General features: G+C 34.7%; 22 protein-coding genes. 15 read left to right on the forward strand and 7 right to left on the reverse strand.

From position 1 onward, the window contains the following. The first annotated feature begins 444 nt into the window (after window positions 1-444). The 4 genes from CG11_RS23130 to CG11_RS23145 all read left to right on the forward strand — a co-directional run bounded on the left by CG11_RS23130 (window position 445) and on the right by CG11_RS23145 (window position 4277). Entirely contained in the window at window positions 445-1725 is a 1281-nt protein-coding gene (locus tag CG11_RS23130; RefSeq protein ID WP_052599233.1) for a deoxyribodipyrimidine photo-lyase, read from the forward strand. Window positions 1726-1889: 164 nt separating this feature from the next. Next, the gene (locus tag CG11_RS30235; RefSeq protein WP_052599234.1) at window positions 1890-2057 is read left to right on the forward strand and encodes a Lacal_2735 family protein; all 168 of its coding nucleotides are present in this window, start codon (window positions 1890-1892) and stop codon (window positions 2055-2057) included. A gap of 272 nt (window positions 2058-2329) precedes the next feature. Next, window positions 2330-3208: an AraC family transcriptional regulator gene (locus tag CG11_RS23140; RefSeq protein ID WP_052599235.1), complete on the forward strand. Its 879-nt coding sequence runs from the start codon at window positions 2330-2332 to the stop codon at window positions 3206-3208. 196 nt (window positions 3209-3404) lie between these two features. Further along, window positions 3405-4277, forward strand: a complete 873-nt coding sequence (locus CG11_RS23145; RefSeq protein ID WP_255351973.1) for an NAD(P)-dependent oxidoreductase — start codon at window positions 3405-3407, stop codon at window positions 4275-4277. A 320-nt stretch (window positions 4278-4597) separates the two neighbouring features. Here CG11_RS23145 and CG11_RS23150 read toward each other — a convergent pair whose 3' ends face one another. After that, on the reverse strand, window positions 4598-5041 hold the full coding sequence (locus CG11_RS23150; protein ID WP_052599237.1) for a hypothetical protein: 444 nt from the start codon (window positions 5039-5041) through the stop codon (window positions 4598-4600). A gap of 622 nt (window positions 5042-5663) precedes the next feature. Beyond that, on the reverse strand, window positions 5664-6362 hold the full coding sequence (gene folE / locus CG11_RS23155; protein WP_052599238.1) for a GTP cyclohydrolase I FolE: 699 nt from the start codon (window positions 6360-6362) through the stop codon (window positions 5664-5666). A 727-nt stretch (window positions 6363-7089) separates the two neighbouring features. Here folE and CG11_RS23160 point away from each other — a divergent pair. The 3 genes from CG11_RS23160 (at window position 7090) to CG11_RS23170 (ending at window position 10581) form a co-directional block, all read left to right on the forward strand. After that, window positions 7090-7938 carry a hypothetical protein gene (locus CG11_RS23160; RefSeq protein ID WP_052599239.1) on the forward strand — a complete coding sequence of 283 codons (849 nt, stop codon included), beginning with the start codon at window positions 7090-7092 and terminating at the stop codon, window positions 7936-7938. Between the two features lie 11 nt (window positions 7939-7949). Continuing rightward, complete coding sequence (locus CG11_RS23165; RefSeq protein ID WP_081909632.1) at window positions 7950-10139, forward strand: helix-hairpin-helix domain-containing protein; 2190 nt, start codon at window positions 7950-7952, stop codon at window positions 10137-10139. Window positions 10140-10239: 100 nt separating this feature from the next. Beyond that, complete coding sequence (locus tag CG11_RS23170) at window positions 10240-10581, forward strand: hypothetical protein (protein ID WP_052599240.1); 342 nt, start codon at window positions 10240-10242, stop codon at window positions 10579-10581. 136 nt (window positions 10582-10717) lie between these two features. Here CG11_RS23170 and CG11_RS23175 read toward each other — a convergent pair whose 3' ends face one another. Then, window positions 10718-11392: a hypothetical protein gene (locus CG11_RS23175; RefSeq protein WP_052599241.1), complete on the reverse strand. Its 675-nt coding sequence runs from the start codon at window positions 11390-11392 to the stop codon at window positions 10718-10720. 251 nt (window positions 11393-11643) lie between these two features. Between CG11_RS23175 and mqnE the strand changes: the two genes are divergently transcribed. The 3 genes from mqnE to CG11_RS23190 all read left to right on the forward strand — a co-directional run bounded on the left by mqnE (window position 11644) and on the right by CG11_RS23190 (window position 14358). Beyond that, window positions 11644-12840 (forward strand): aminofutalosine synthase MqnE, encoded by a 1197-nt coding sequence (gene mqnE, locus CG11_RS23180; protein ID WP_052599242.1) that lies wholly within the window; start codon window positions 11644-11646, stop codon window positions 12838-12840. Between the two features lie 137 nt (window positions 12841-12977). Next, window positions 12978-13586, forward strand: coding sequence for a histidine phosphatase family protein (locus CG11_RS23185; RefSeq protein WP_052599243.1), 609 nt, complete (start codon window positions 12978-12980; stop codon window positions 13584-13586). A 1-nt stretch (window position 13587) separates the two neighbouring features. After that, window positions 13588-14358 (forward strand): menaquinone biosynthetic enzyme MqnA/MqnD family protein, encoded by a 771-nt coding sequence (locus CG11_RS23190; protein WP_052599244.1) that lies wholly within the window; start codon window positions 13588-13590, stop codon window positions 14356-14358. Between the two features lie 24 nt (window positions 14359-14382). On the opposite strand, the gene CG11_RS23195 is transcribed toward CG11_RS23190, so the two are convergent. Both CG11_RS23195 and CG11_RS23200 read right to left on the reverse strand, forming a co-directional pair. After that, on the reverse strand, window positions 14383-14898 hold the full coding sequence (locus CG11_RS23195; RefSeq protein ID WP_052599245.1) for a thioredoxin family protein: 516 nt from the start codon (window positions 14896-14898) through the stop codon (window positions 14383-14385). Window positions 14899-14962: 64 nt separating this feature from the next. After that, window positions 14963-15544 carry a TVP38/TMEM64 family protein gene (locus tag CG11_RS23200; RefSeq protein ID WP_052599246.1) on the reverse strand — a complete coding sequence of 194 codons (582 nt, stop codon included), beginning with the start codon at window positions 15542-15544 and terminating at the stop codon, window positions 14963-14965. 459 nt (window positions 15545-16003) lie between these two features. Here CG11_RS23200 and CG11_RS23205 point away from each other — a divergent pair, with 459 nt between their 5' ends. The 4 genes from CG11_RS23205 (at window position 16004) to CG11_RS23220 (ending at window position 22028) form a co-directional block, all read left to right on the forward strand. Continuing rightward, window positions 16004-17263: an alpha/beta hydrolase fold domain-containing protein gene (locus CG11_RS23205; protein ID WP_052599247.1), complete on the forward strand. Its 1260-nt coding sequence runs from the start codon at window positions 16004-16006 to the stop codon at window positions 17261-17263. A gap of 137 nt (window positions 17264-17400) precedes the next feature. Then, window positions 17401-18642 (forward strand): T9SS type A sorting domain-containing protein, encoded by a 1242-nt coding sequence (locus CG11_RS23210; protein ID WP_052599248.1) that lies wholly within the window; start codon window positions 17401-17403, stop codon window positions 18640-18642. Between the two features lie 148 nt (window positions 18643-18790). After that, window positions 18791-20467, forward strand: coding sequence for a leucine-rich repeat domain-containing protein (locus CG11_RS23215; protein ID WP_052599249.1), 1677 nt, complete (start codon window positions 18791-18793; stop codon window positions 20465-20467). Between the two features lie 43 nt (window positions 20468-20510). Next, complete coding sequence (locus CG11_RS23220) at window positions 20511-22028, forward strand: leucine-rich repeat domain-containing protein (RefSeq protein ID WP_052599250.1); 1518 nt, start codon at window positions 20511-20513, stop codon at window positions 22026-22028. Between the two features lie 98 nt (window positions 22029-22126). Here the strand turns inward: CG11_RS23220 and CG11_RS23225 are convergent, their stop codons facing one another. Further along, entirely contained in the window at window positions 22127-22951 is an 825-nt protein-coding gene (locus tag CG11_RS23225) for a hypothetical protein (protein ID WP_052599251.1), read from the reverse strand. 84 nt (window positions 22952-23035) lie between these two features. Here CG11_RS23225 and CG11_RS23230 point away from each other — a divergent pair, with 84 nt between their 5' ends. Next, complete coding sequence (locus tag CG11_RS23230) at window positions 23036-23521, forward strand: hypothetical protein (protein WP_052599252.1); 486 nt, start codon at window positions 23036-23038, stop codon at window positions 23519-23521. A gap of 170 nt (window positions 23522-23691) precedes the next feature. Here CG11_RS23230 and CG11_RS23235 read toward each other — a convergent pair whose 3' ends face one another. Beyond that, window positions 23692-25149 (reverse strand): lamin tail domain-containing protein, encoded by a 1458-nt coding sequence (locus CG11_RS23235; RefSeq protein ID WP_052599253.1) that lies wholly within the window; start codon window positions 25147-25149, stop codon window positions 23692-23694. Window positions 25150-25335: the final 186 nt, after the last annotated feature.

Consider the following 25335-nt stretch of genomic DNA (forward strand, 5'->3'; position numbering starts at 1 on the left):
ACTTCTGATAACCAGTATTATTTAAAATTTAATGTAAATTAATCACTTTTTTGTTTGCATATATACACAGTTCATCACGAATTGGTTTTATGAGAAATAAAAATACTGATTTTCCAATTTATCAAGGCGAAAAAAACGAGAATACCCGTAGGTCTTTGAGTCTTTTTTCAACGCAGAGAAATTGGAAAATGCTAGTTTTTAGCCATACAAATTAATTCGTGATAATGTCTAATGTTTATACGGCAATTAAGACAGGACAGGAAATGAGTACAATTTTGAGTTCTTTTATAGGTCTATTGGTAATCAAGAGTTGATCACTTTTCTTAAGGAAAAAATTTAAAATTTAAATACATGTATAGGTATAAATCTTAAAATTCTTTAAACCCAATTCTTGCATTTTTGTTTTAAAATCAAACACATCAAAATGAGTATTAAAACAAAGATATGAAGGTAAGTATATTTTGGTTTCGGAGAGATTTAAGATTAGAAGATAATTTGGGATTGTTGGCAGCTTTAGAGGATGAGTATCCTGTATTGCCTTTGTTTATTTTTGATAATAATATACTGAAGGAGTTGCCAAGGGACGATGCTCGACTGACATTTATTTATGATTCCTTAAAAGATATGGATGATAGACTCAAAGAGCAGGGGGCCTCTTTGTTGTGTCGAAAGGGAAAGCCAGTGGATGTTTGGAAAGACTTATTGCAAGAGTTTGATATTACCGTGGCTTATACCAATAAAGATTACGAGCCTTATGCTAGAATTAGAGATAAAGAAGTGTCCGATTTGTTGGAAAAGGAGGGAATAGCGTTGCACCGAATTAAGGATCAAGTTATTTTTGAAGAGAAGGATATTTTAAAAGATGACGGAGATCCTTATGTTGTTTATACTCCTTATAAGAATAAGTGGTTGGAGCATTTTGATCGAGCGTCTATTCAACCCAAAGCAATTCAAGATTACAAGCAATTTTATCAAACAAGTTTTGATTTTCCTAATCTGGCGGACATTGATTTTAGACGTTCTTCAATTGAAGTCAAGCCTTATGATTTGTCAGAGTTGCAGCATTATAAAGAACTTAGAGACTTTCCTAGTGAAGATGCAACCAGTTATTTAAGCCCTCACCTACGTTTTGGGACGGTAAGTGTTCGTCAAATAATTGCAACATTAAAACCAAGCGATGAAACTTTTTTGAGCGAATTGATTTGGCGAGAATTTTTTATGCAAATTTTATATCATTTTCCGAAAGTAGTCAAGCATAATTTTAGAGCAAAGTACGATGATATTGCTTGGCGGAATAATGAAAAAGAGTTTCAGTTATGGTGCGAAGGAAAAACAGGCTATCCAATGGTTGATGCAGGAATGCGCCAACTGAACAAAACAGGCTATATGCACAATCGAGTTCGGATGATTGTTGCTGGCTTCTTATGCAAACATTTGTTGATCGATTGGCGTTGGGGAGAGGCTTATTTTGCCAAAAAGTTGTTGGATTATGATTTGTCTGCCAATAATGGAAACTGGCAGTGGGCAGCGGGAACAGGATGTGATGCAGCCCCTTATTTTAGAATTTTTAATCCAATTACTCAATTTACTAAATTTGATAAAAAGGAAGCGTACGTTAAAAAATGGGTTCCAGAATACAACACAGAGACATATCCTGAACCAATGGTAGAGCACAAAATGGCTCGAGAGCGTGCCTTAGAAACTTACAAGCAAGGAATAAAATAGGAATTGTAACCGTGTTTTTAATACTACTATAATTGCTAATCGTATAATTTATGATAGTAGTTCTTTTAGTTAGCTGCGCTGTCACTGCGTGGTTTCAACGACCACGTAGTAGCAGCGCAGCTAACTATTGTTATGATGCATTTAACTGTTAAAAAAAGATATTTATGTTTGGTTGGTTTAAGAAAAAAACAAAAAAGGAAATCCTAGAAGCAAAATACAAAAAGTTGATGGAAGAATCTTTTCGACTTTCGCATATAGATAGGGCAGCAAGTACTCAAAAAAATGCGGAGGCTGAAAAAGTATTGGAAGAAATAGAACAACTAAAAGATTAAATTAGAGAGCATTACTGGATGGCAATGGATTTAAGGTCAAATAGAGACTTAAATCCATTTTTTATTCTATTTGCAAGAATTTCTCAACAAGGGTATCTCTAGGTGATGTATTGTTTTTTTGACGTAAATATTCGATTTTTGGTGTTTTAGTGCTATTTTTTAGATGAAAACAACCTTAAATTGTTATTTGAATAATAGAGTAGTTTGCTGAAACTACATAGCAGCAGCACAACGAGCTACGAATTCTAATAGACTATTGGACAAAACGAGAAATGATATTAATACCACAGCGATTATTCAAATCAGAGGGAGTGCAAATTATTTTGAAGGATGGAAATGTTTGCATTTTAAGTAAAGCGTTAAACCGTCCTGTGCTCCGTCGAGAAGGCTATATTTCTAATCACGTCATTTCGATGGTTTTGTCAGGGGAGCAGCATATTAGAAATTATGATGGGCAGTTATTAGTTGCCAAAGCAGGAGAGATGCTCTTTATTCCTAGAGGAATGTATGTCATATCCGATTTGTTACCTCAAAAAGAAATGTTCAAAAGTTTACTTTTTTATTTTGATGATTTACTCATTCAAGATTTTTTGTCTGTAGCTAAAAGTACAAAAACTACTAAAGAAAATATCCCCAACTATTTAAAGTTTAAGATAGAAACTACATTACAATCATTTGCAGATTCCCTTATTACCATCTACAGCAATCCACATTTAAAAGATAAGCATTTTCTACATTTAAAAATACTAGAAATGTTGCATTTGTTAGATGCCTTAGGAGCAGAGCAAGAACTTGCTAGTTTCTTATTTCGTTTAACACTTCCAAAGAAACGCCACATCAAAAGCTTTATGGAAGCTAACTTTAGTAAGCCTCTAAAAGTTGCGGATTACGCTTATCTAACGGGGAGAAGTTTAAGTACATTTAGAAGAGATTTTAAAGCTTCTTTTGGTTGTACACCTCAAAAATGGATTAAAAACAAGCGACTAGACAAGGCTCTATCTATATTAAATGAAAGAGAGGTTAGTGTAACGGAGTTGGGGGCGGCAACGGGATATGAGAATATATCTTATTTTATCAAAGAGTTTAAAGGAAGGTTTGGTTTATCTCCTAAGCAATATAGTCTTTCTAAGAATAAAAACTTCTTGCTATAAATTAGTAGCAGCGCAGCTAACTATTGATAAATCATTTTGATGCAAATCTGTTATTTCTGCTTTTTATCGGATATTTTAATTGATAAAAGGCAAGTATCTTGGTCTTGTTCTTTAAAATAAGAGTCTACAATTGATTGTTTTGAAATGCTTTTTAGCGAATTGATAAACAGTTTTTTGTAGGCAGTTCACTGTAAAAATAACAAGTATGAAAGTTACGTTTATTGGATTAGGAATTATGGGGAGTCGGATGGCAGCTAATTTAATAAAGCATCAAGTTGAGTTAACGGTCTGGAATAGGTCTGCGGCAAGCATGAATGCACTAGAAAAAAAAGGGGCTATTGTTGCTGCCTCGGCTCAGGAAGCCGTTAAAGATGCTGACTTGGTGTTTAGTATGTTGTCAACACCAGAAGTTGTGGAAGCATTATTCTTGGGACAAGAAGGGTTGTTGTCAATGATGAAAAAAAATGCTTTATGGGTAGATTGTTCAACAGTCAATCCATCTTTTAGTGACCTCGCCAGTAAAGCGGCTAGCCGTTCGGGGCAAGTTTTTGTAGATGCGCCTGTAGCGGGAACGAAGCCGCAAGCTGAAAATGCCGAATTAGTTTTTTTTATTGGAGCAGAAAAAGTTGTATTGGCACGTATTCGACCCTATTTAGATATGATGGGAAAGAAAGTCTTGCATTTGAGCAAAACGACCAAAGGAGCAGCATTTAAAATGTTAGTGAATATATTGCTTGCTCAATCTATGTTAATTTTTTCAGAAGCAGTTTTATTAGGGGAGAAATTAGGTTTGTCTAAGGAATTTTTATTGGATACACTTCCAAATTTAGTAGTTACGGCACCTTTTACAAAATTCAAAGCAGAAATGATTCGAACATCAGATTACGAGGTGCAGTTTCCATTAGAGTGGATGCATAAAGATTTGCATTTGGCGGCAATAACAGCCTATGAACAAGAACAGCCACTGTATTTAGCAAATTTAGCAAAGGAACTTTTTGCAGAAGCTAAAATGGCAGGTATGGGGCGTTTAGATTTTGCGTCTATTCACCAGTATTTGGCGCGTAGATAGCATGCAAATGTATTAAAAAAATAATCGCTGCTACTGCGTGGTTTATAGAATTTTTTTTGATGATTATTTATAATAATAATACTCCGTTGATTTTTTAGTTTTCTTACGAAAAACGTAAAAAAGCATCTTGCATTAGTTTGATTATCAATCTTTTAGTATAAAAGCCAACAAAGATACATCTTGCTGATAATCAAACTAATACGATTTTTCAACGGAGTAATGTAATAAGTAATCGTTCATAAAAAAGTATAGTTAAAAAAATAGCTGCCTGATTTATGTCAGGCAGCTCCCATATTCTAAGGTTTACTATTAATGTATTTTTAAGAAGGATCTTTTTCGTCTTTTTCTTTTGTTACATTGTCAACTTCCACCATCAAAACTTCATCTACTAGTGATATTTCTTTTCCTACTTTGATAGGAGCGGTTAGTGGCGCTTGAGGAACTAAGACAATTCCTTTGTTTTCCTCATCAATTTCAAAAGGTTTTTGTATTTCTAAGTTATAATTTTCAATCAATTTTTTGAATGCACTGTTCTCATCTGTAGTCATTTTGGTAAGATCACCGTTGTAGATCACCGTAAAACTTACCATAGTTTCTTCTTTTTCTTCTACAAACGCACGAGTGCTATGGCCTATTTTTTCATTTGACATGGTATCCAAGATACTCGTTCCGAAAGTTTCATTGTTTTTATGATCGTTGCAAGAAACTATAAATAAAAAAAGTAAAAAAGAAAATAAAAAGTTAGTGAGTAGGGAATTTTTCATATTTGCTAGGTTGTATCGTATTGGTTACTCAACTAGTGAGGTAACTTATCATTCATAGTAAGGTGAATATCGTGCCAGTTTCTAAGTAATTGGCATTCAGTTTTTAATATACGCAATAAAAACTTATTTGTTTCCTATTTGGAAAACAATCCGAATGAAATAAAGTTTGGTTATATTTGAGTTTTGCGGCATTAAATATTGGTTACTGTTAAGTTAGTAAAATAAATAGATTTTTAAGTGGTTTTATTGGAATTTTTGTAGAAAAAAAGATTTAAAATATGAAAAAAAATATTTCAATTTAGGAATTGTACCTTAGTGTTTTTTATATTATGTATATATTTTATGTTTTTAATTTATATTAATTAGAGGCTGTTCTGTAAGTTGTTGATGGGATTGCTATCTGGTTGATTGACAGATATAAGAGGGGGGTAAATAGGAAACGTGGCTTTTCTTTTAAAGAAAAGCCACGCTTCCTATTCTAATTTAAAGAACAAAAGTCCTAAAGAAACCTTAAGAGATAAGCTCTGCTTGTTTTACTAAATCTGCTCTTGTGGAGCCTCTCTCTCTTTTAATATTGAGAATCTATGATTTTTTCCATGCTGTAGGTCTTGTCAAACAGTTTTTAATAATCTTGTTGGCTGTGGATAGCTGCTAAAAACTCTTTTCGAGTAGCTTCTTCATTAAATTTGCCACTATAAGCTGTTGTGACAGTGCTGCTAGAAATATCTTTAATACCTCGTGAAGAGACACACATATGTTTGGCATCGACATAAACTGCTACATCTTCTGTCCCTAAAGCCGTTTTTAGATCTTCTAGGATTTGCATACTCAAGCGCTCTTGAACCTGAGGACGTTTGGCATAATGCTGTACTATTCTGTTGATTTTTGAAAGACCAATGACATTTCCATTAGCAATATAAGCTACATGGGCTTTGCCATAGATCGGCAAAAAATGATGTTCACAAGTAGATTGTAAAAGAATATTTTTTTCGACCAACATCCCTTTGTATTGATACTTATTATCAAAGAGAGCTATCTTCGGTTTGTTGGCAGGATTGAGACCACTAAAAATTTCCTTTACATACATTTTTGCAACACGATAAGGTGTCCCTTTTAAACTATCGTCAGTTAAATCTAGTCCAAGTATATCCATGATTTCATAGAAGTGTTCTTGGATTTTTTCAATTTTTTCATCATCCGAAAGATCAAAGGCTCCCTCCCGCATAGGAGTATCTAAAGAGGTTAGAATATGTTCATCGCCCATGTCTTCGTAGATTTCAATCATTTTTTTGTCTGAAATCATTTTGTTACCATTGTTCATTTGAAAATAGTTTAAAAGGCTCTAATTGCCTACGTTCTGAAAATATAAAGTTTGTATAATAACATAACACCTATTTTTTTGGTGGTAGTCATTTGGGAAAATACCCGAAGTTGTTACTTTGTTTTATTGGCATACTTTACTAACGGCGAAACAAAAATTGTGTTCAAAGTTGTGCGCTAGAAAAATAAAAGATGCCTAGAAAATACTACTTATTTATAAAAATGTAGCCAAATTTAATACCATTTAGCAACTTTTAAGGAAGAAGTTAAAATTTTATTAAATTTAAAAAAGTTGTTTTTAAATTTTTCATTGCCGTTCTTAGTGGGTGACGCTTTGGAAAGAACTGTCAATTGAATGTTCTGCTAAAATAATACATTTGCGAAATATTTCTATGTAAAAAGAAGATTGAACAAGTATCCTTACAAGAAAATTACAAAAAAATAAACATCAATAGCTTGGATACCTGCTTTAGATTCCTCATTTTGTACAGATCATTTTGCCAAAAATATAGCTTAACAATACTCTAAACCAATGGAATATTATTGTTAATTACAATTACACATTTATTAACAAGTATAGAGATAATAATTTTTGTGATTTATAAATTCCGTTGTTGCAGATGTTGATGTTGTTGTAGAGCTTATTGTTGGATTACGGGAAGCTACTTTATCAAATTTAATACACTGCTAAAATGATTAGCAGAATACGCTACTATAAACCATTTAGTATGAAAAAAATAATACTAACATTTTTCTTAAACTGTTTTTATCTTGCCGTTTTTGCTCAAAACGGAATTCCACAAAATGCGGGAGCTAGAGGAGCTGCTATGGGGAATGCTAGTTTAACTTTTACAGACATCAATAGCATTTTTACCAATCAAGCAGGTTTGGGATATTTGGAACATTTGTCATTTACAGCTTATGGTGAACGACGATTTTTGGTGGCAGATGGGTTGAATTCTTTTTTGTTTGGAGTAGCGTACCCCCATAAATCAATCGGCACAATAGGGTTAAGTGTGCATTATTTTGGATATGGCAAATACAACGAGCAAAAAATAGGTCTTTCTTATGCTCGAAAATTGTTCAAGCGTATGTCTATTGGAGCTCAATTTAATTATTTGGGAACTAGGATAGGAGAATATGGTACGGCACACTCTTTTACCTTCGAATTAGGAATTTTGGCTAAGGTAAGCAAGCAATTCCATATTGCTGCCCATACATTTAGCCCTGTTCAAGTTCAATTGCCGAATGGAGATGTCCTACCATCTTTATTCAAATTGGGAGTTGCTTACCTGCCATCTAATCAATTGAGACTAACAGCAGAAATCGAAAAAGATTTGGATAATCCGTTTAATGGTCGTTTTGGGATCGAGTATCATCCTATTCACATTTTATACATTCGAGCAGGTGTATCTACGACTCCAGTGATGGCTAGTTTTGGTTTGGGATTAAATATGCGAGGACTTAAAATAGATATCGCTACTAGTTATCATACTATTTTAGGAGTTACTCCTAGTTTATCGGTTAGCTATATTGTAGGCGAAAAAGCGATTTCAAAAACTCCTGAAGCACACTAAACGAACCAACTATGCGAGCAATATTCTTATTAATACTATTCATTACTTTTTCTAATGTTCTCCTAGCTCAAAAAGCGAAAAAGGAAAAAGCAGATGAAAACGAAGTTAGCAATGGAACACAGTTTTTGATTGAAAACTTGGTAGAAGATAGTGATGGTGAAAATTTTGATTTTGGAACTCAGTTTGAATATCTAGAAGCTTATGAACGAGATCCTCTAGATATTAACAATGCAACAGAACAAGAATTGACGGCTTTTGGATTGTTCTCTGCAATTCAAATACAAGCCTTATTGTTGTACCGCAAACGCTTTGGGCAAATTTACTCTTTATACGAACTACAAGGTGTGCCGACTTTTGATGTGAAAACAATTGTTCGATTGACTCCTTATATAACTGTATCGGCAACTAAAGAGCAAGAAAAAATGAATTTTGGAAGGATGTTGAAATATAGTAGACATCAAATTTTTGCTCGTTATCAACGAATCTTAGAACAACAAAAAGGATACAAACCTTTAGAGCCAGGAGAAACAGGAACGCGTTACTTGGGGTCACCTGATAAGTTTTATTTTAGATATAGAATGACTTATAAAGATAGAATGAGTTTTGGAGTTACGATGGAAAAAGATGCTGGAGAAGAATTTTTTACTGGATCAAATCCTCAAGGCTTTGACTACTATTCTGGTCACTTTTATCTGAAGAAGGTTTCTAAGCATGTTCACAGTATTGCTTTGGGAGATTTTCAAGTATACTTTGGGCAAGGATTAACTATTTGGGGAGGCTTTGGTATTCGAAAAGGAGCTCAAGTGTTGAATGTCAAACGTATTTCGTTGCCCATACGACCTTACACCTCGGTCAACGAGGCGTTGTTTATGAGGGGGGCTGCTGGGCATTTCCAGTTTTTAAAGAACAAGAATTTAGAAGTGACGGTTTTTGGATCGTATCGCCAACGAGATGCCAACTTAAACCCCATTATAGATTCTTTGATAGGAGACTTGGATTTTGCGGTTAGTTCTTTACAAGATATTGGTTTCCATAGAACAGAAAGAGAAGTTGAGGATGAAAATTCCATTGGAATTGTTACTTCAGGGGCTAGAATTGGTTATCGTGGTAGAAGTTGGCATGTGGCAGGAAATTTTGTCCACAATTATTTAACCAATGAACTAAAACGTGAAAATCCTGCTTTGTATCAGCAGTTTAATTTTGCAGGGCGACAAAGTTTTAATGCTAGTTTGGATTATTCATTTAGGTATAGAAATTTGCAGTTTTTTGGAGAAACAGCAATCAATGGGATAGGAGGTCAAGCAATGTTAGATGATATATCTAAAAAGCCTTTACATGAGGGTTTAATTGCTTTCCTTAAACCTGCTAATAGATTAGAAGGTTTAGCAACGGTGAATGCTTTGTTAATAGATCTAGACCCAAGAGTAAGTTTAGCAGCGTTGTATCGTTATTATGATAAATCTTATTACACCCTTAATGGCAATGCTTTTGCAGAAGGGACGAATGCTAGCAACGAATCGGGCTTGTATTTGGGGGTAGAAACACGCTTAGGAGCAGGGATTAAACTGAGTACTTACTTTGATGTTTTTCAATTCCCTTGGTTGCGTTATCAAATAGATGCCCCAACAAGGGGATATGAGGTGTTTAGCAAGCTAGAATATTCACCCAATTATTTTGTTACAATGTATGCTCAATATCGTTTTGAACGCAAAGGGCGAAACTTGTCAGATAATGTGACGAATATTGATCAGATTATCAATCACGATAAGCAAAATCTAAGATTTCATTTCAGCTATAATGTTTCTAGTCAATTTGCTTTGCGCTCTCGAATTGAATTCTCGTTCTACCAAAACCAAGAATTTAATAAAGGATTTATGATTTATCAGGATTTGGTGTTTAAACCTAAGGTTATTCCGCTAAAAGCACAAGTTCGGTTGGCATTTTTTGATACCGATAATTATGATACTCGTATTTATGCTTATGAGAATGATGTTCTATATGCCTTTTCTGTACCCGCTTATTCAGGCAGAGGTTTGAGATATTATTTTAATTTGAGTTATCGAATTAATCGCAATTTTAGCGTTTGGTTTCGCTTCTCTCAAACCTACTTCACAGATAGAGACGTTATTAGCTCAGGATTGAATGAAATAGAGGGACGCACACGGTCTGAGATAAAAGTACAATTGAGGGCAAAATTTTAAAAAATTGAATTAAATACTTGCTTTATATTTTGAAATAGATTTATATTAGTGATCTTAGAAACACGTATTTGAATATTACTATTTAAAAAGCTGAGAAGCGATGAACAAGCCTAAAGTAATTAAGAGTTACGAAAACTTATCAGAGGAACTTTTGGAGCAAGTTAAATTGACTTATCCTAGAGGTTTTGCACGCCATTTGGTGTCTTTTTCAGACGCAAAGGGAATTAGACAAAAAGGACTTCCTTTTGAAACAGAAGATAAATATTATTTGATTAAAATGTCTCCAGCAAAAGCTAAGAATATTATTGCTGACGATGATGATTTTGATGATGATGGTAATCTAAAAACAAAAGTAAGAGATAAATATATGGACAATCAGGATGACTTGGAGTTCCTAGATTCGAATAATAATGAAGATAATAATTTTGATATAGAAATTTAGTCTTACTCTTAAGTAGACTTACGGTGCATTATCTCAATGTTGCTTAGCGTTGAGATAATGCGCTTTTTTTTTTGCCTAATCTTGACTGATAATAGGAGAATCGTGTTTGTCTCTGTTATGCGATATCCTTTATTTATCAGATAAAAAATGTTGATTTGATTCGATAAAAGAGTAGCGTTTCATAGATCGATTTAACAACCATAAGAATGGTCATTAGCAAAATAGGGCTACTGATGCTCAAAAAATGATGGGCTGCCCAAAGTAGTAAAAACCAAAGATAGTGTGCTATAAATTGGCTAGGGTGAATCATGATTTTTGTTTGTAAAGGCATCGTTTCAATAGAAGGACGAATCCCTCTGCGTTCTAATATAAAGGGGGGAAGTAGATAGGCCAACAAAAACACAACAGTTAATAATAACAAACTACTATTCCATAATTGCAGTGGCATCTGAGCTAAGGTCTGGAGTACACCTGATGAGGTATCCCATGTATCTACTTGTCCTAAGCGGATGATAAAAATTAAGGCGAAATAGTGCAAAATTAGCGTGTAAATAGAAATCCCTATGACTTTTAACGCAGGAGTGCGAAATTCGGGGAGGTGTTGATAGCCTGGACGTCCATATTTTAGGGGAATAATGATTTTTAGATAAATTAAAACAACTATGGCGGAGATTAATTCTAGCCAAACCAAGAATAACGTTTCAAACAAGGTCCATCCCAGTAAAGAAACGCCAATTAGTAAAAAAATATTATTGATAAAAATGGAGTAAAATTCAAACTTTTGAATGGATTCTGGTGTTATCTTATTCATAGATGGATAGAACTTTCACTTTTTTCTGAAAGTTTTAAAATTTATATTTCGACTAAGCCAAATTATTTGTACATTTGTTAAGCAATGGTTTGCTACAAACCTACTCCCAAACGCTAATTTAATTACAAAAAAGATTAACGGAGTAGTAGCAAATTCATCGATCTTTGTGAGTTGCTCAAGCATAATCAATTGACAACACAAATGCAACGCTTCTTAAAATAAACAGGCATAGTAACCTAAAAAAATAATAGATGGACAAAAATATAAATGTTCTGCTCCAAGATGAAACATTGGACAAAGAATTACAAAAAATAGCGCAAAAGGTAAGTAATCAAGAGCGAGTATCTGATGAGGATGCTCTGTATTTGTATGAAAAAGCTCCATTGGGATATTTAGGTGTTTTAGCCAATTATATACGAGAAAGAAAGCATGGTGATAAGACTTATTTCAATCGAAACTTTCACATGGAGCCTACCAATGTTTGTGTGTACACCTGCACTTTTTGTTCGTATTCAAGATTGATAAAAAAACGTTCGGAAGGTTGGGAGTTGACACACGATGAGATGTTGGATATCGTCAAAAAATATGATGATAAGCCTGTGACAGAGGTGCACATTGTAGGAGGGGTGCTGCCACAATACGATTACAATTTTTACCTCCAATTATTCAAGGCGATCAAAGAACATCGTCCAGAATTGCACATCAAGGGCTTGACTCCTGTAGAGTATCACTATGTTTTTAAGAAGGCAAAGGTGTCGTACGAAGAAGGAATGAAAGCGATGGTAGAAGCTGGTTTGGACTCGATGCCAGGTGGAGGAGCAGAAATATTTGATCCAGAGATTCGAGAACAAATTGCCCGTGGAAAATGTGATGCCGATCAATGGTTGGAAATTCACAAAATACTTCACAATTTAGGCAAACACTCTAATGCAACGATGTTGTACGGACACATAGAGGAATACAAGCATCGAGTGGACCATATGGCAAGATTAAGAGCGTTGCAAGACGAAACAGGAGGATTTCAAACGTTTATTCCTCTCAAATTTAGAAATAAAAACAACGAGCTGTCGCATTTGGAAGAAGTGTCTGCTGTAGAAGATTTGAGAAACTATGCTATAGGTAGAATTTATTTGGATAACTTTGATCATGTAAAAGCGTACTGGCCAATGATTGGACGTACTACCGCTCAGCTATCTTTGGCTTTTGGTGTGAATGATATTGATGGAACAATTGATGATACCACTAAGATCTATTCAATGGCAGGGTCGGAAGAACAATCTCCTAGTTTAAATACGCAGCAATTGGTAGAACTTATAAAAGCAGTTGACAGACATCCGATAGAAAGGGATACTGTTTATAATGTCATACAAGACTACATGGACTATGATTTTAGTAAAGATGAAGATAGTTTAGTTGGCTTTTTAGAATTACCAGTAATACAAAAATAATCTTGACGCTTTGATAACAGTACTTTCTGTATTGATGTCGACTTATTTAATTGTAAATTCAAACATATCAAAATACTCTAACAGTTAGTATTGAATAGATATTACGGTTATCGAAGCTATGCAAGTCTTACACCCTTATGGAAATTTACTTATATAGACATGGTCAAACCTTGTACAATACTCAAGGCATTATTCAAGGGCGAGGGGTCGATTCTTCTTTGAATGAAACAGGAGCGGCACAAGCACAAGCCTTTTTTGAGGTATACAAAGACGTGGCATTTGACCGATTGATTACCTCTACTTTGAAACGAACACAAGAAACGGCTCGCCCATTTGAAGCATTGGGTATTCCAACAGAACGCCGTAGCGATTTAGATGAAATCGGATGGGGAGAGTGGGAAGGCAAGAAGGCTGATAAAGCCATGCATGAAGCTTATTTGGGGCTGCTGCAAGCATGGGCAGAAGGCGACTATCAAAAGAGTTTGGTAGGAGGAGATAGTGCGGCAGATATGGGGTTACGATTGACAGGGTTTATGAATTACTTAAGAACGCTAAACGATCAAAAAGTACTCGTTTGTACTCATGGAGGATGCATGGCTTACTTAATGGCTATTTTGCAAGGACAACCATTATCCTATATGCCTAAATACAAACACAAAAATACAGGTCTTTGTTTGTTTCATTATGATGGCACCAATTTCCACTTAAAATTACAAGACGACATTTCTCATTTAAACAATAAATAACTTGAAGCAGCCACTTAAAATTTCCGCCGTTTCTTATCTCAATACAAAGCCATTTTTGTATGGTTTGTTCCAATCTGGATTAGAGCAATCAATTGATTTAAGTTTAGATATCCCCTCTGAATGTGCCCGTAAGCTTATTGCAGGCGAAGTCGATCTGGGATTAATTCCTGTTGCTGTTATTCCTCAACTCCAAACACCACATATTATTTCTGATTTTTGTATTGGAACGGAAGGTGCTGTGAAAACGGTTTGTATTTATTCGAACTGCCCAATTGAAGAAATTACCCATTTGTACCTAGATTATCAGTCTAGAACCTCTGTTGCATTGACGCGTTATTTAGTAGCTAATTACTGGAAAATCAACCCACAATTTATCAATGCCAAGGCAGGTTTTGAAAGTAAGATTAAGCATAAGACTGCTGCTTTAATTATAGGAGACCGCACCATAGATATGGAGGTGGTGTATCCTTATGTTTACGATTTGGGAGAAATTTGGAAGAAACATACCGATTTGCCTTTTGTGTTTGCGGCTTGGGTTAGTAATGTCGAATTGCCAACTTCTTTTCTCAAACAATTTAACAAGGCATTACAGGAGGGGATTCAAAAACGACATCAAGTGGCACAGTTGTTCCAATCTAGCTACCTTAATTTCAATGTGCATGATTATTATTACAAATACATTGATTATAAATTAACCTCCCAAAAACGCCAAGCTTTGGATTTATTTTTGAACTATATTGAGCCCAAACGGGAGGTCTTGCAAAGCCAATAAAACAGACAAGTACCGCAAACGGCATTATTTGACTTTTGCTTTTAATAACTTACGCAACTGGCGCTCCAATTTTGCGTTGCTAGGAGGCAACGCATCGTTGTTGACAATTTGCCCATCTTTGCCAATAATCATGTAATGTGGGATAGAATAAATATAGAAAAATTTTAAAAATTCAATCATTTCATCTTGATTTCTACGATAGTGTTGCCCTTTTGTTTGAATTTTTAGGTTTTCCATGCTTTTTTTCCACGCAGCTTCATTTTTGTCAATCGAAATGTAAACAAAAACAATGTCTTCGCCTTGTAAGTTTTGATGTAACTTTAGAGAGGCGGGCATTTCTTGCCGACAAGGACCACACCAACTGGCCCAAAAGTCAATGTAGATAACTTTTCCTTTATTGGCTTTAAAAATTTCTGTAAACGATTTCTCTTCTCCTCCTAAAGTGACAAATTTATTTTCTTCTACAATCTTTTTAAAGCTCTTTTGAGCATAGCTAAAATTTGCAAGAGCAAAACATAAGATAAGCAATAGATAACGCATAAAAGTATTGTTTTTGTAATGTGACGATTTAGACAATATTGAATAAAGAATTGTAAAAACTGCTTTATAAAAAGCTCAAAATATCTTTCCCAAGATACAAATAAAGACTTACCAATATAGTCTCTCCTAAAAAGATGCCAGTTATCATAATAGGATATTTCATTTTTACCAACCCTGCCACATAACAAATAATATCTGTCGGTACAAACGGAAACCAAGCCCATGCCGCAACAAGCCATTTCCCTTGAGGTTTGTTTAGCTGAATACGTGCCTTTTCAATTTTTTGAGGATACTTTTGAGACAAGTAGTCTCCGAATCCAATGGCATCTGCAAAATAGTACAGTAGCGTAGCAGAGAACAAGATTCCTAGAATTGATACGATCCCTACCAAGATTAATTTATCTGGAAATAAAATAGCTCCTGCAAAGACAAAAGGGGTGCTTGGAAATAAAAAAATCCCTCTCAAAAAAGAGATAATGATATATACCAACCAAACCCAGTGGTCAAATTTTCTTAAAAAGGAGGACAACTGCTCCGCATTAAATGCAGTAGGGTGAAGAAGGACATAAATTAAAACAAACAGAACCGTGCTAATCCATAAGTAATTGATAACTTTTTTTATTTGCTTTAAATTAATGAGTGCCATTGGGAGAATAAATTGATAAAATGGTTAGAAAGGAATATGCTGTAAAATGACAGTTATGGGGTAATTGAAATAGCCATCCTACACGGTGATTTTTTTAATTTGACAATATGGATTTTTTAACAAAGAATAAGCCACAATGCATTACTCTGTTGAAACCACGCAGTAGCAGCGAATCGAGCTGTGCGAGCTCACGACCGTAGGGAGTAACAAAGCTAACTAAAAGCGCAGCGCTCACGAAGTATTAACAATAAATACTAAGAAGATAATTACGAGGCTTCAAACACTTCAATAAAAAAAAATGATTGAAAAGAGTTCCTTTTGATAAACGTTAAATTATTTTTTTTACTATTTCTTCGATAAAGTATTGGTTCTTCTAGACAAGGAGGTTAAAAAATGATTATTTTTTTGTAAATTGGCTATAAGTATTAACCAAAAAGTTAAAATCGAAAAACGAAAAACATGCAAAAAATCACTTTTACATTATCGCTTCTATTAGGAGTGTTTATCAGCCTTTCAGCGCAAAATCATCCTACTTGTGACGGGACCCGCTATGTAAGCGAAGTCTTTACTGCCGTCGATACTACCGCCGATGTTTTATATGGAAATAATACCACGTTTGCGGGGAATAATCAAGACCTCTACATGGATATTTATGAGCCAATGGGAGATGCTGCAACAATGCGTCCTGCTATTGTTTTGGCTTTTGGAGGTTCTTTTATTAGTGGTCAACGACAAGCCTTAGATGATCTTTGTCGATATTATGCTCAACGTGGTTTTGTAGCAGTCACTATTGATTACAGATTGTATGATGGTCCTTTTTTCCCATTTCCAGATTCTGCTGATATGACAGATGTTGTCATCAAAGCAGTAGGAGATATGAAAGCTGCTGTTCGTTTTTTGAGAGAAGATGCTGCTACTGACAACAAGTATAAAATTGATCCAAATATGATTTTTGTAGGTGGAATTTCGGCTGGTGGCATTACAGCTGCCCATACCGCTTATGTAGATTCAACAGATAATTTGGCACCAAATGAAATGACAGCAATTAACAACAATGGAGGTTTTGAAGGTAATAGTAGTAACAATGTAGGGGTGTATAGTTCCGAAGTACAAGGGGTTGTCAACTTTTCTGGAGCATTGAGGGATGCGGATTATATTGGCGCGGGTAGCGTACCTATCTTTTCGGCACACGACGACAACGATGGAACGGTTCCTTATAATGGAGATGATGCTCGAGTATTTGGTATTCCAATTATTTATGTGGAAGGAAGTGGGGTAATGCATCCGCAAGCAACTGCCGTAGGGGTGGACAATTTTTTAATTACATTGCCTAATAGTAATGGACATGTGAGCTACTTTGGTAATAATGCTGCACAATGGCAAGATACAGTTTTGAATACATCGTCAGAATTTTTGCACGATTATGTTATTTGTCCATTGATTTCTAGTACCAAAGAATTGTCAAAGGAGTTTATTGCGGCTAATTTTTATCCGAACCCTGCCGACATTGATATGATAATCGCATTTGATAACGTACCATCTAGTTATACAATTACTTTGTATGATAATATGGGGAGACAAGTTTTTGAAGAGAAAGCAGTGTTTACCAATCGTTATATCTTAGCCAAAGAGAATTTTGCAACAGGTGTTTATTATGTTAATATTCAGTTTGAAGATGCTAAAATAGCACCAATACAATCCAAAGTGATTTTTCGTTAGTTTTTCTTAGAATACTTGTTTGCCAGATGCTTGTGGTGGCAATGTGATTTTATCGAACGATTTTCAAAAATAAATTGTATCTTAATGTTCTGTCTTTTTTTAGACAGGACATTTTTTTATTTAAACTAGTCTAGCCAATGATAAAACATTGCTACTTATTGTTTGTCCTCTTGATTACTCAAGGAAGTCAAGCACAGCATCCTACTTGCAACAATTCTCGTTATTTGGATACTATTTTTACAGATATAGATACTACATTTAACCTGCTCTTTGGTGTCAATACGACTTATCAAGGTAATGTAGATAGTTTGTATATGGATGTTTATCAACCTGCAACTGATACAGTCAGCAAACGACCATTGATAATATTGGCTTTTGGTGGAAGTTTTATTTTGGGAGAACGAACAGATATGGCACCGCTTTGTCATTACTATGCACAGCATGGCTATGTAACAGCAACTATCGATTATAGATTGTACGATGGTCCTTTTGTCCCTTTTCCTGATTCGGTTGTCTTTGCTGATGTGGTGGTGAAAGCGATTGGAGATATGAAGGCTTCTATACGTTATTTTAGAGAGGATGCCGCTACGGCTAATTTATACAATATTGATACGAACGCAATTTTTGTAGGAGGAGGATCGGCAGGGGCTATTATGGCGTTGCACACTGCTTATTTAGATACTACTGATAATATTCCACCTCATATTCTAACAGCAATTCATAATAACGGTGGTTTTGAAGGAAACACAACAACAAATACGCAATATTCATCAGAAGTGCAAGGTGTTTTAAACTTATCGGGAGCATTGGGGAATGCTTCTTGGGTGGATATGAATGACGTTCCTGTATTTAGTGTGCACGATGATAACGATGATATTGTACCGTACGGGCAAGGGTATTCTACCATTGCAGGTTTCCCCATTTCTTATTTAGAAGGAAGCCAAGTAATTGCCGACACCGCAACTGCTTTGGGTATTCCCAATGTATTGATTACAATTCCCAATAGCAATGGACATGTTAGCTATGTAAATAATCCACAATGGCAAGATTCTGTTTTTACTGGAATAGCGATGTTTTTACACGAAATCTTGTGCCCAATAACAACCTCTAAGTTGTCTATTGCCACAGAAGGGAGCAAGGTGTTGGTGTATCCAAACCCCGCTACTCAATATATTAACATAGCATTGGAGGAGGATAAAGGAGCGTACGCTGTCTTATTATATAATAGTGTAGGACAAAAAGTGTTTGAACAAAGTGATATAGTAACGACCAATTGGAGTCTGTCGCGTCAAAATTTGCCTGCTGGGGTTTATTATTTAAATATTGCATTCAAGGATGTTCGTAAACAGAATATTCAAACCAAAATTATTTTTCACTAATACATTTATCCCTTGAGAGTTTTGTTGTGAGAATCAAGAAAACTTTGTTAATTTAGGAACGTGAAAAATAAGTTGAATGCTTGGATGCCATCCAAGAAAAATCAAGAACTATTTTGTAGCGAAAAGAAACGCCTTAATTCGTGTGTAGATGGATATTAATAAGACAATAGAGAAGATACTGGATACGAGAACAAATGCAACACTTAATAACTTAGATTTGAGTGACCAGTCGTTGGAGCAGTTGCCCGCTCAAGTTTTGGAAACCGAAAACTTGGGGGCGCTAGATTTATCTGGCAATGCGTTGAGCGAATTGTGCGACGATTTGTGTAGCCTAATCTCTTTGCAAGAACTCAATGTAGAGCATAATTTTATAGCTGAAATACCAGAAAAAATTGCTCAACTCAAAGCCTTACGTTCTTTCAACTGCTCTAGCAATGAATTGCAGTTTTTGTCCTTGGCTTTATGCGAATTGTCAGAGCTGGAAATATTAGGTTTACAACAAAATAAACTAACAACTTTACCACTTGAATTAGCTAATTTAAAGAAACTACGTTCATTTAAATTAGAGAGCAACCCACTAAAAATAATACCAGAGGTGATAGGACAACTATCTCAATTAGAAGTCCTTGATTTGTCAGATACTCGAATTCATTCGTTATCGGATAATTTTGGAAATTTAGCAGGGCTAAAATGGCTAGATTTGTCTATTAATAACTTTAAAACCTTAACTTCTAATATTGGAACTTGCAAGGAGTTAATTTATTTGGATATTAGCCACAATAAAATTCAAAATTTAGAAACTGTTTTGGAACAACTTTCAGGCTTAATGGAGCTTAATATTGAAGGGAATCCACTAACACGCTTGCCTAAGACAATTGGCTTATTGAGCAAATTGCAACGACTCGATGTAATTGCCACCCAATTGGTTGCCTTGCCTGAAGAGATTGGACGTTTAAAAAACTTAAAATATCTAAATGCATCCTCTAATTATTTAGAGGCTTTGCCAGAAAGCTTTGGAGCACTCGAATCTTTGACTCAGTTTGATGTTAGTGAGAATCAGTTGGAGTATTTGCCTAAAAGTTTTGGAGCATTAAAAAATCTAGAAGTACTCAATATCGAGTTGAATCCATTAGAGCATTTGCCCTTAGTGATCTGCGAATTATCTAATTTGAAAGACTTAGATTTAACAGGAATAGAACTAAAGCAATTGCCTTATTCTATCTGTAAGTTGACCAACTTAAAACGCTTGGACTTGTCAGAAAACTTTTTGGAAGAATTACCAGAACAAATAGGAGAGTTGCCTAAGTTGGAAATCTTAGATTTGAGAGAAAATCAATTGGATAATTTGCCAACAGGATTTGCTCGCTTAACGAGCCTAAAAGAACTGCACTTAGAGTATAATTTATTCTTAGAATTAGGGACAGAAATAGGGGAGTTGGTTAAACTTAAGAAATTAGATCTTAGCTATAACGAATTGGAAGATTTGCCTGCCAATTTTACACAGCTACAACGCTTGGAACGACTCAATTTAGAAGGAAATGCTTTGTCTACTATTCCTAGAGAGGTTTTTAGTTTGCATCGAATCAAAGAATTGGACTTGTCAGATAATGAAATTAGCAATGTTCCTGATTTGATTGTAAGTTTAGAAAAACTCCGTTGGTTGGATTTGAGAAATAATCAATTGACCGAATTACCTATGGAGTTGGGATTGTTGGCAAATGTTTTAGAAGAGTTGTATTTAGAAGGCAATTATTTTAGAGAGGAAGAAAAAGAAACGATTATAGAATTATTACCCCATACAAATATTTATTTTGATTTAGATTAAATTTCAAGTCAGAATAGGATACAATCAGCATAAGCATATAACAATGAATGTAGAGGAACAATTAAAAATATACTTAGAAGAAGAACAAGTAATAGAAGTAGATTGGAGTGGAAAAAATTTAAGCGCTGTTCCGTCTGGACTAAACCAAGTGAAAGGATTGGAACGACTGAATCTAGAGCGCAATAATTTAATGAATTTGCCAGATGAAATTACAGAAATTCGTAGCTTGCATTGGCTAGATTTGTCTGATAATTATTTAGCAAATTTGCCCGTACTAATGTCGAACTTGTCAGAGTTGAGATGGTTGGATTTATCTGCAAACGATTTTGAGGAATTACCTAGTAATTTTGGAGATTTAACCGCTTTGGATTGGTTAGATTTAAAAAATAACAAATTACGTGCTTTGCCGAGCTCTTTTGGGCAGTTAAAAAAGCTGAAGAAACTCAATCTAGAAATTAATGAGTTAGAAGCTTTGCCTGCTTCTATTTGCGAATTAAAGGCGTTAGAATGGCTCGATTTATCAGATAATCAATTGACGGATTTGCCTGAGGAGATAGCTCAATTACAAGAGTTAGAATGGCTAGATTTGGAAGAAAATCCCTTTGGTAAACTACCTGAATCTATTTGCCAATTAATTAAACTGAGAGAATTGGACTTGACGGGGATTGAGGCTGAAGAACTGCCAGAGTCAATCGGTAATTTAATCAACTTGGAGTGGTTGGATTTATCTGAAAATAAGTTAAAAGCTATTCCAGAGTCAATTGGTAATTTAGTAGGTGTCGAATGGTTGGATTTAAGAAGCAACGAATTAACGACGCTTCCTGAATCAATGAAAAATCTCCAAGCATTAACTCGTTTGAATTTAGAACACAATAACTTTGGGGGATGGGTTTCGGTTGTTGCTAAGTTAACACAACTTCAAGAACTAGATTTAACAACAACAGGTTTGGTCAATATTCCAGAGGACATATCAAATTTACAAGCACTAGAATGGTTGGATTTGTCAGAAAATAAGATCAAAGAATTACCAGAAGCACTAGGGGCATTAAGCAAGCTGACTTGGTTGGATTGTAAAGAAAATGAAATCACGCACATTCACCCCGCTCTTTATAACTTATATGACTTAAAAGAGCTGTATCTTAATTCCAACCAATTGACAACGATAGATAAAGAAATTGGGCAATTGGAAAGTTTAGAACGACTAGATTTGAGTTTTAACGAATTGTCAGAACTACCAGAAGAAATTGGAGCGTTGCCTTTGCTAGTATGGTTAAATTTAGAAGAAAATAGATTTAGAACATTGCCTTCAGGAATTTGTGCCTTGACTCATTTAGAAGATTTGGATGTTTCTGATAATCAGTTGTCTAGTTTGCCTGATGATTTGGCTCAATTAGAAAATTTGCGCTTTTTAGATTTGCGGAATAATAATTTTACAAGTTTGCCAGCTGTCTTGTCGCACTTTGGCAATCTACAAGAGTTGTATTTGTCAGATAATCCTTTGACCGAAGCTCAAGTTGAAGAAGCTAGAGCTATGTTTCCCAATGCGATTGTTGAATTTTGATAAAACACAACATTATAGATTTAATAGAAACATGAGTCATCCCACTTAAAGGATCACTCATGTTTTTTATTGCTAGTTGGCAGTATTGTTACTAACAATTATAGTGTATGATTTGGAGTAATACCAAGCGTAACCCTTTTAGTTATATCACTGTAAATTTCTTTATCAGCAATCGAGAAGAGTAACATTTCTGTGAAGTATAGCTTTTTTGTTTTCTCTTTATCTCCTTTCCAAAGCTGTTGATGAATTTGTATTACTAATTTATTTAGCACTTCATAAGCCGATTCTTTTGCTATAAAACAATCTTTATCTCTCTTGTTTATATACTGTCGGTTATCTAAATCACTTAATTGATTTTCTTGATATTTTTCAATGTTCTTTAAGCGAATTAATACATTCATATCAAAAGCTAACATTTTAGAATTTCTTCCTTCTGGAATAGGGAAAAATTTATTGCTAGCATTTTCAGATAAGAGAATCCAATTTAGGGCATATGCTACTCTTGAATCATAAATAATATACTTTTCGGGAAACATGAATGAGCCAACCTTAGAGGAACTTGCAATTCTATGAAATGAAGGAGTAGAGTTGTTTTTATATATTTCTAGTAGTTGCAACGTATCCGAGTCTTTTGCTCCTCTTATACCTCCCCATTCTTTGATAATCCAAAGGCAAATTTCATCGAACAAAGCTTGATTTTTAAGTACAGAAGAAGAAAGAGCTTGTTGGATTTTTGGTTTTAAAAAAAGCTCTTTCTCATAAAGGTTTTTGATCGCATTTACTTCCTTTAATTCCTTTGAAGAGATCACCTTTAAATCAACTAACTTTTCACTTTTTGATTTCCACTGGTACAAACTAGGTAATCGATCTTTGTATTGTTCTAAATATTGGACAATTTTATCTACTTTAAATTCTAGTTGCATTGATTGATTTTTATGAACGTTTTAATTTGATAATACTTCGTTGTAGGTATTCTTTTAAATAGCTTCTCAGACATACTACTTAAAATGATTAAATTAAAAAAAATATTTTTAAATCCTTTTAGTTACCTACTAATAGCTTGTTTAGGATTATTAGCTTATACAGAACTGAAATTATTTGTTCAACATTCTCTAGATCTAAGCGGTCGCCCTTTATATGATGTTAGGGAAGTGCTTGGGATACTTGCTGGTTTGTTTTTGATTAAGATGCTAGTGTGGAACTATTTTTCAGAACAAAAAAATAACAATTATTGGCTCTTATCGGCTGTTGTCCTAGATGTTGTCATGTTGGTTGGCGTATTCATGAACTATAATGAAATAATTAATTTTCATCTTAATTATGAGGAATATAGCTACAATTTTAGAAGTGATGAATACAGCCGAATTAAAAAAAAACATCATCCTTTTGATAATATTTCTATATTTAATCTAGGTTATTTTTTATTTCTAGTAGTGTTCTTTTGTCTAAAAAAATCTGAAGAAGAGGAAGATTTAGAAATACTAGATAATTAGTGTTAAGGAATTGATTTAAGATTGGTATTACTCATTTTAAGGAGCTAAAAATTAAAAGCTTTCAATTCAGGACGTTTTAATAAAAAACTAGACAAAAAAAAATCTAAATACCAGAAACTAGTCCAGTATTTAGATTTTTGCAAAACGAGGTTAATCGTTTTGTATAGATCTTATTTTACAACTTGGAATTGTTGTGTCATTACTTGGTTACCAGTAACGATAGAAATGATATAAACACCATTTTCTAAGTCATTGGTAGCAATTTGAGTGGTATAGGCGTTGATATTAGTAACGTTCAATACAGTTTGTCCAAGTGTATTGTGAACCATTACTGTTTGAATTTCTGTTGCGCTTTGGATGTTCAAAACACTAGCAGCTGGATTAGGGAAAAGAGTAATTGGTTGCTCTTTTCTGTTGTTTACCTTTGCAGTGCTTGTAATCATATTCATACCACAAGTAGACAAGGTGTATCCTTCGTTGCGAGGAGCAGAAGGATCAAATTGAGTCACCCAACCAGAGATGCTAAATGTTCCTAGAGGAGCAGGCATGTTGTACAAATCAACATCGTTGTCAATACGAAGTGTGATTGTATCTGCGCTACCATCTGTAATGCGAACGTTAAAACCAGAACCAGTTCCTGTCCATTCAGCAGTATCTACTAAAGACATGTTTGCAAACATAACGTGTCTATTTTCCCAAGACTCGTTCAATTGAGTTACGGTTGCTGGGCTAGCAGTTGGATTACCTTGAGAAATAACAGCAATACTATCTGGAGCAAATTGTAACAAACCATTAAATTGAGAAACAGTTCCCCAAATGTGTAGAGAGTCACCTTCTGTAACGCTATAAGCATCTACATCGTTGAAAGAGAATACTCTAATACCAGCGCTATTGTCACTGTTAGCAAAAGGAAAATCTAATCCATTACCACCTCTAAGGTCAATACAATGAGCAATTCCTCTCAACTCGCAAGTTACATTTAAAGAATCGGCATTACCACTAGTATCAACATCATTGATTTGGTCAAAAGTATACAATGGGTAGCTTGGTGGTGGTGGTGGAACAACAACAACACAGTTGTTCATCATACCAGGAGTTGCAAACAATGAGTCTGTACCTGTAGTACCATTCAAACCAGCAAAGTCATTTGAAGTTCCCCAGCTAGCAGCAAGAATGTTGTCCGTTAGAGGATCACATAATTGCAAAGAACGACCTCCACCAGCAGCATTGGTTGGCCAAGGAGCAGAAGTCTCATAGTCAACAGAGTCAACAAGTGTACCAGCACCATCGTAAATAGTAACATCCTCTCCACCATTAGACAAACCTCCATTTGTCCAAACAGCATTAGGAGCCATTCCAAATGCAGTGTGGAAAGCTGCAGAATCAGAAGCAATTACAAAGTAACCACCAGCAGCAATTGTATCTGAGCCAAAGGTATGGGTTACACCTTGTGTAAATGTGTAGTTTTGCAAGTTAACTGTAGATGCCCCTGCATTGTACAGTTCAATAAACTCTTCATTTTCTCCACTACCAGGAACGTTATAAAGAATTTCATTAATTACTACTTGTGATTGTGCTGCAAAGCTTACCAACAACATAGCAGAAAGAGTAGAAAATAATTTTTTCATAATGGTCTTATCTTAATTTTAATCAAATTGATTGATACATTGAAAGTGCTAAATTAACTAAAAATGTTCATACTGAAAAAAGGACTTTCCTTTTAAAACCACCTTGGCAGTTTAAAAAATGAAAAATAGGAAATTATATTTTGGCTATGTTTGGTCTTTACTACAGTATAAAGAGGATATAAAATT

Origin of the sequence: Aureispira sp. CCB-QB1, from assembly GCF_000724545.1 — a bacterium.
Classification (GTDB): Bacteria; Bacteroidota; Bacteroidia; order Chitinophagales; family Saprospiraceae; genus Aureispira.

Bases quoted from the DNA above. Each gene is read 5' to 3' on its own strand.
- CG11_RS23130 (WP_052599233.1), top strand. From the start codon at position 445: ATGAAGGTAAGTATATTTTGGTTTCGGAGAGATTTAAGATTAGAAGAT.
- CG11_RS30235 (WP_052599234.1), top strand. From the start codon at position 1,890: ATGTTTGGTTGGTTTAAGAAAAAAACAAAAAAGGAAATCCTAGAAGCA.
- CG11_RS23140 (WP_052599235.1), top strand. From the start codon at position 2,330: ATGATATTAATACCACAGCGATTATTCAAATCAGAGGGAGTGCAAATT.
- CG11_RS23150 (WP_052599237.1), bottom strand. From the start codon at position 5,041: ATGAAAAATTCCCTACTCACTAACTTTTTATTTTCTTTTTTACTTTTT.
- folE (WP_052599238.1), bottom strand. From the start codon at position 6,362: ATGAACAATGGTAACAAAATGATTTCAGACAAAAAAATGATTGAAATC.
- CG11_RS23160 (WP_052599239.1), top strand. From the start codon at position 7,090: ATGAAAAAAATAATACTAACATTTTTCTTAAACTGTTTTTATCTTGCC.
- CG11_RS23165 (WP_081909632.1), top strand. From the start codon at position 7,950: ATGCGAGCAATATTCTTATTAATACTATTCATTACTTTTTCTAATGTT.
- CG11_RS23170 (WP_052599240.1), top strand. From the start codon at position 10,240: ATGAACAAGCCTAAAGTAATTAAGAGTTACGAAAACTTATCAGAGGAA.
- CG11_RS23175 (WP_052599241.1), bottom strand. From the start codon at position 11,392: ATGAATAAGATAACACCAGAATCCATTCAAAAGTTTGAATTTTACTCC.
- mqnE (WP_052599242.1), top strand. From the start codon at position 11,644: ATGGACAAAAATATAAATGTTCTGCTCCAAGATGAAACATTGGACAAA.
- CG11_RS23185 (WP_052599243.1), top strand. From the start codon at position 12,978: ATGGAAATTTACTTATATAGACATGGTCAAACCTTGTACAATACTCAA.
- CG11_RS23195 (WP_052599245.1), bottom strand. From the start codon at position 14,898: ATGCGTTATCTATTGCTTATCTTATGTTTTGCTCTTGCAAATTTTAGC.
- CG11_RS23200 (WP_052599246.1), bottom strand. From the start codon at position 15,544: ATGGCACTCATTAATTTAAAGCAAATAAAAAAAGTTATCAATTACTTA.
- CG11_RS23205 (WP_052599247.1), top strand. From the start codon at position 16,004: ATGCAAAAAATCACTTTTACATTATCGCTTCTATTAGGAGTGTTTATC.
- CG11_RS23210 (WP_052599248.1), top strand. From the start codon at position 17,401: ATGATAAAACATTGCTACTTATTGTTTGTCCTCTTGATTACTCAAGGA.
- CG11_RS23215 (WP_052599249.1), top strand. From the start codon at position 18,791: ATGGATATTAATAAGACAATAGAGAAGATACTGGATACGAGAACAAAT.
- CG11_RS23220 (WP_052599250.1), top strand. From the start codon at position 20,511: ATGAATGTAGAGGAACAATTAAAAATATACTTAGAAGAAGAACAAGTA.
- CG11_RS23225 (WP_052599251.1), bottom strand. From the start codon at position 22,951: ATGCAACTAGAATTTAAAGTAGATAAAATTGTCCAATATTTAGAACAA.
- CG11_RS23230 (WP_052599252.1), top strand. From the start codon at position 23,036: ATGATTAAATTAAAAAAAATATTTTTAAATCCTTTTAGTTACCTACTA.
- CG11_RS23235 (WP_052599253.1), bottom strand. From the start codon at position 25,149: ATGAAAAAATTATTTTCTACTCTTTCTGCTATGTTGTTGGTAAGCTTT.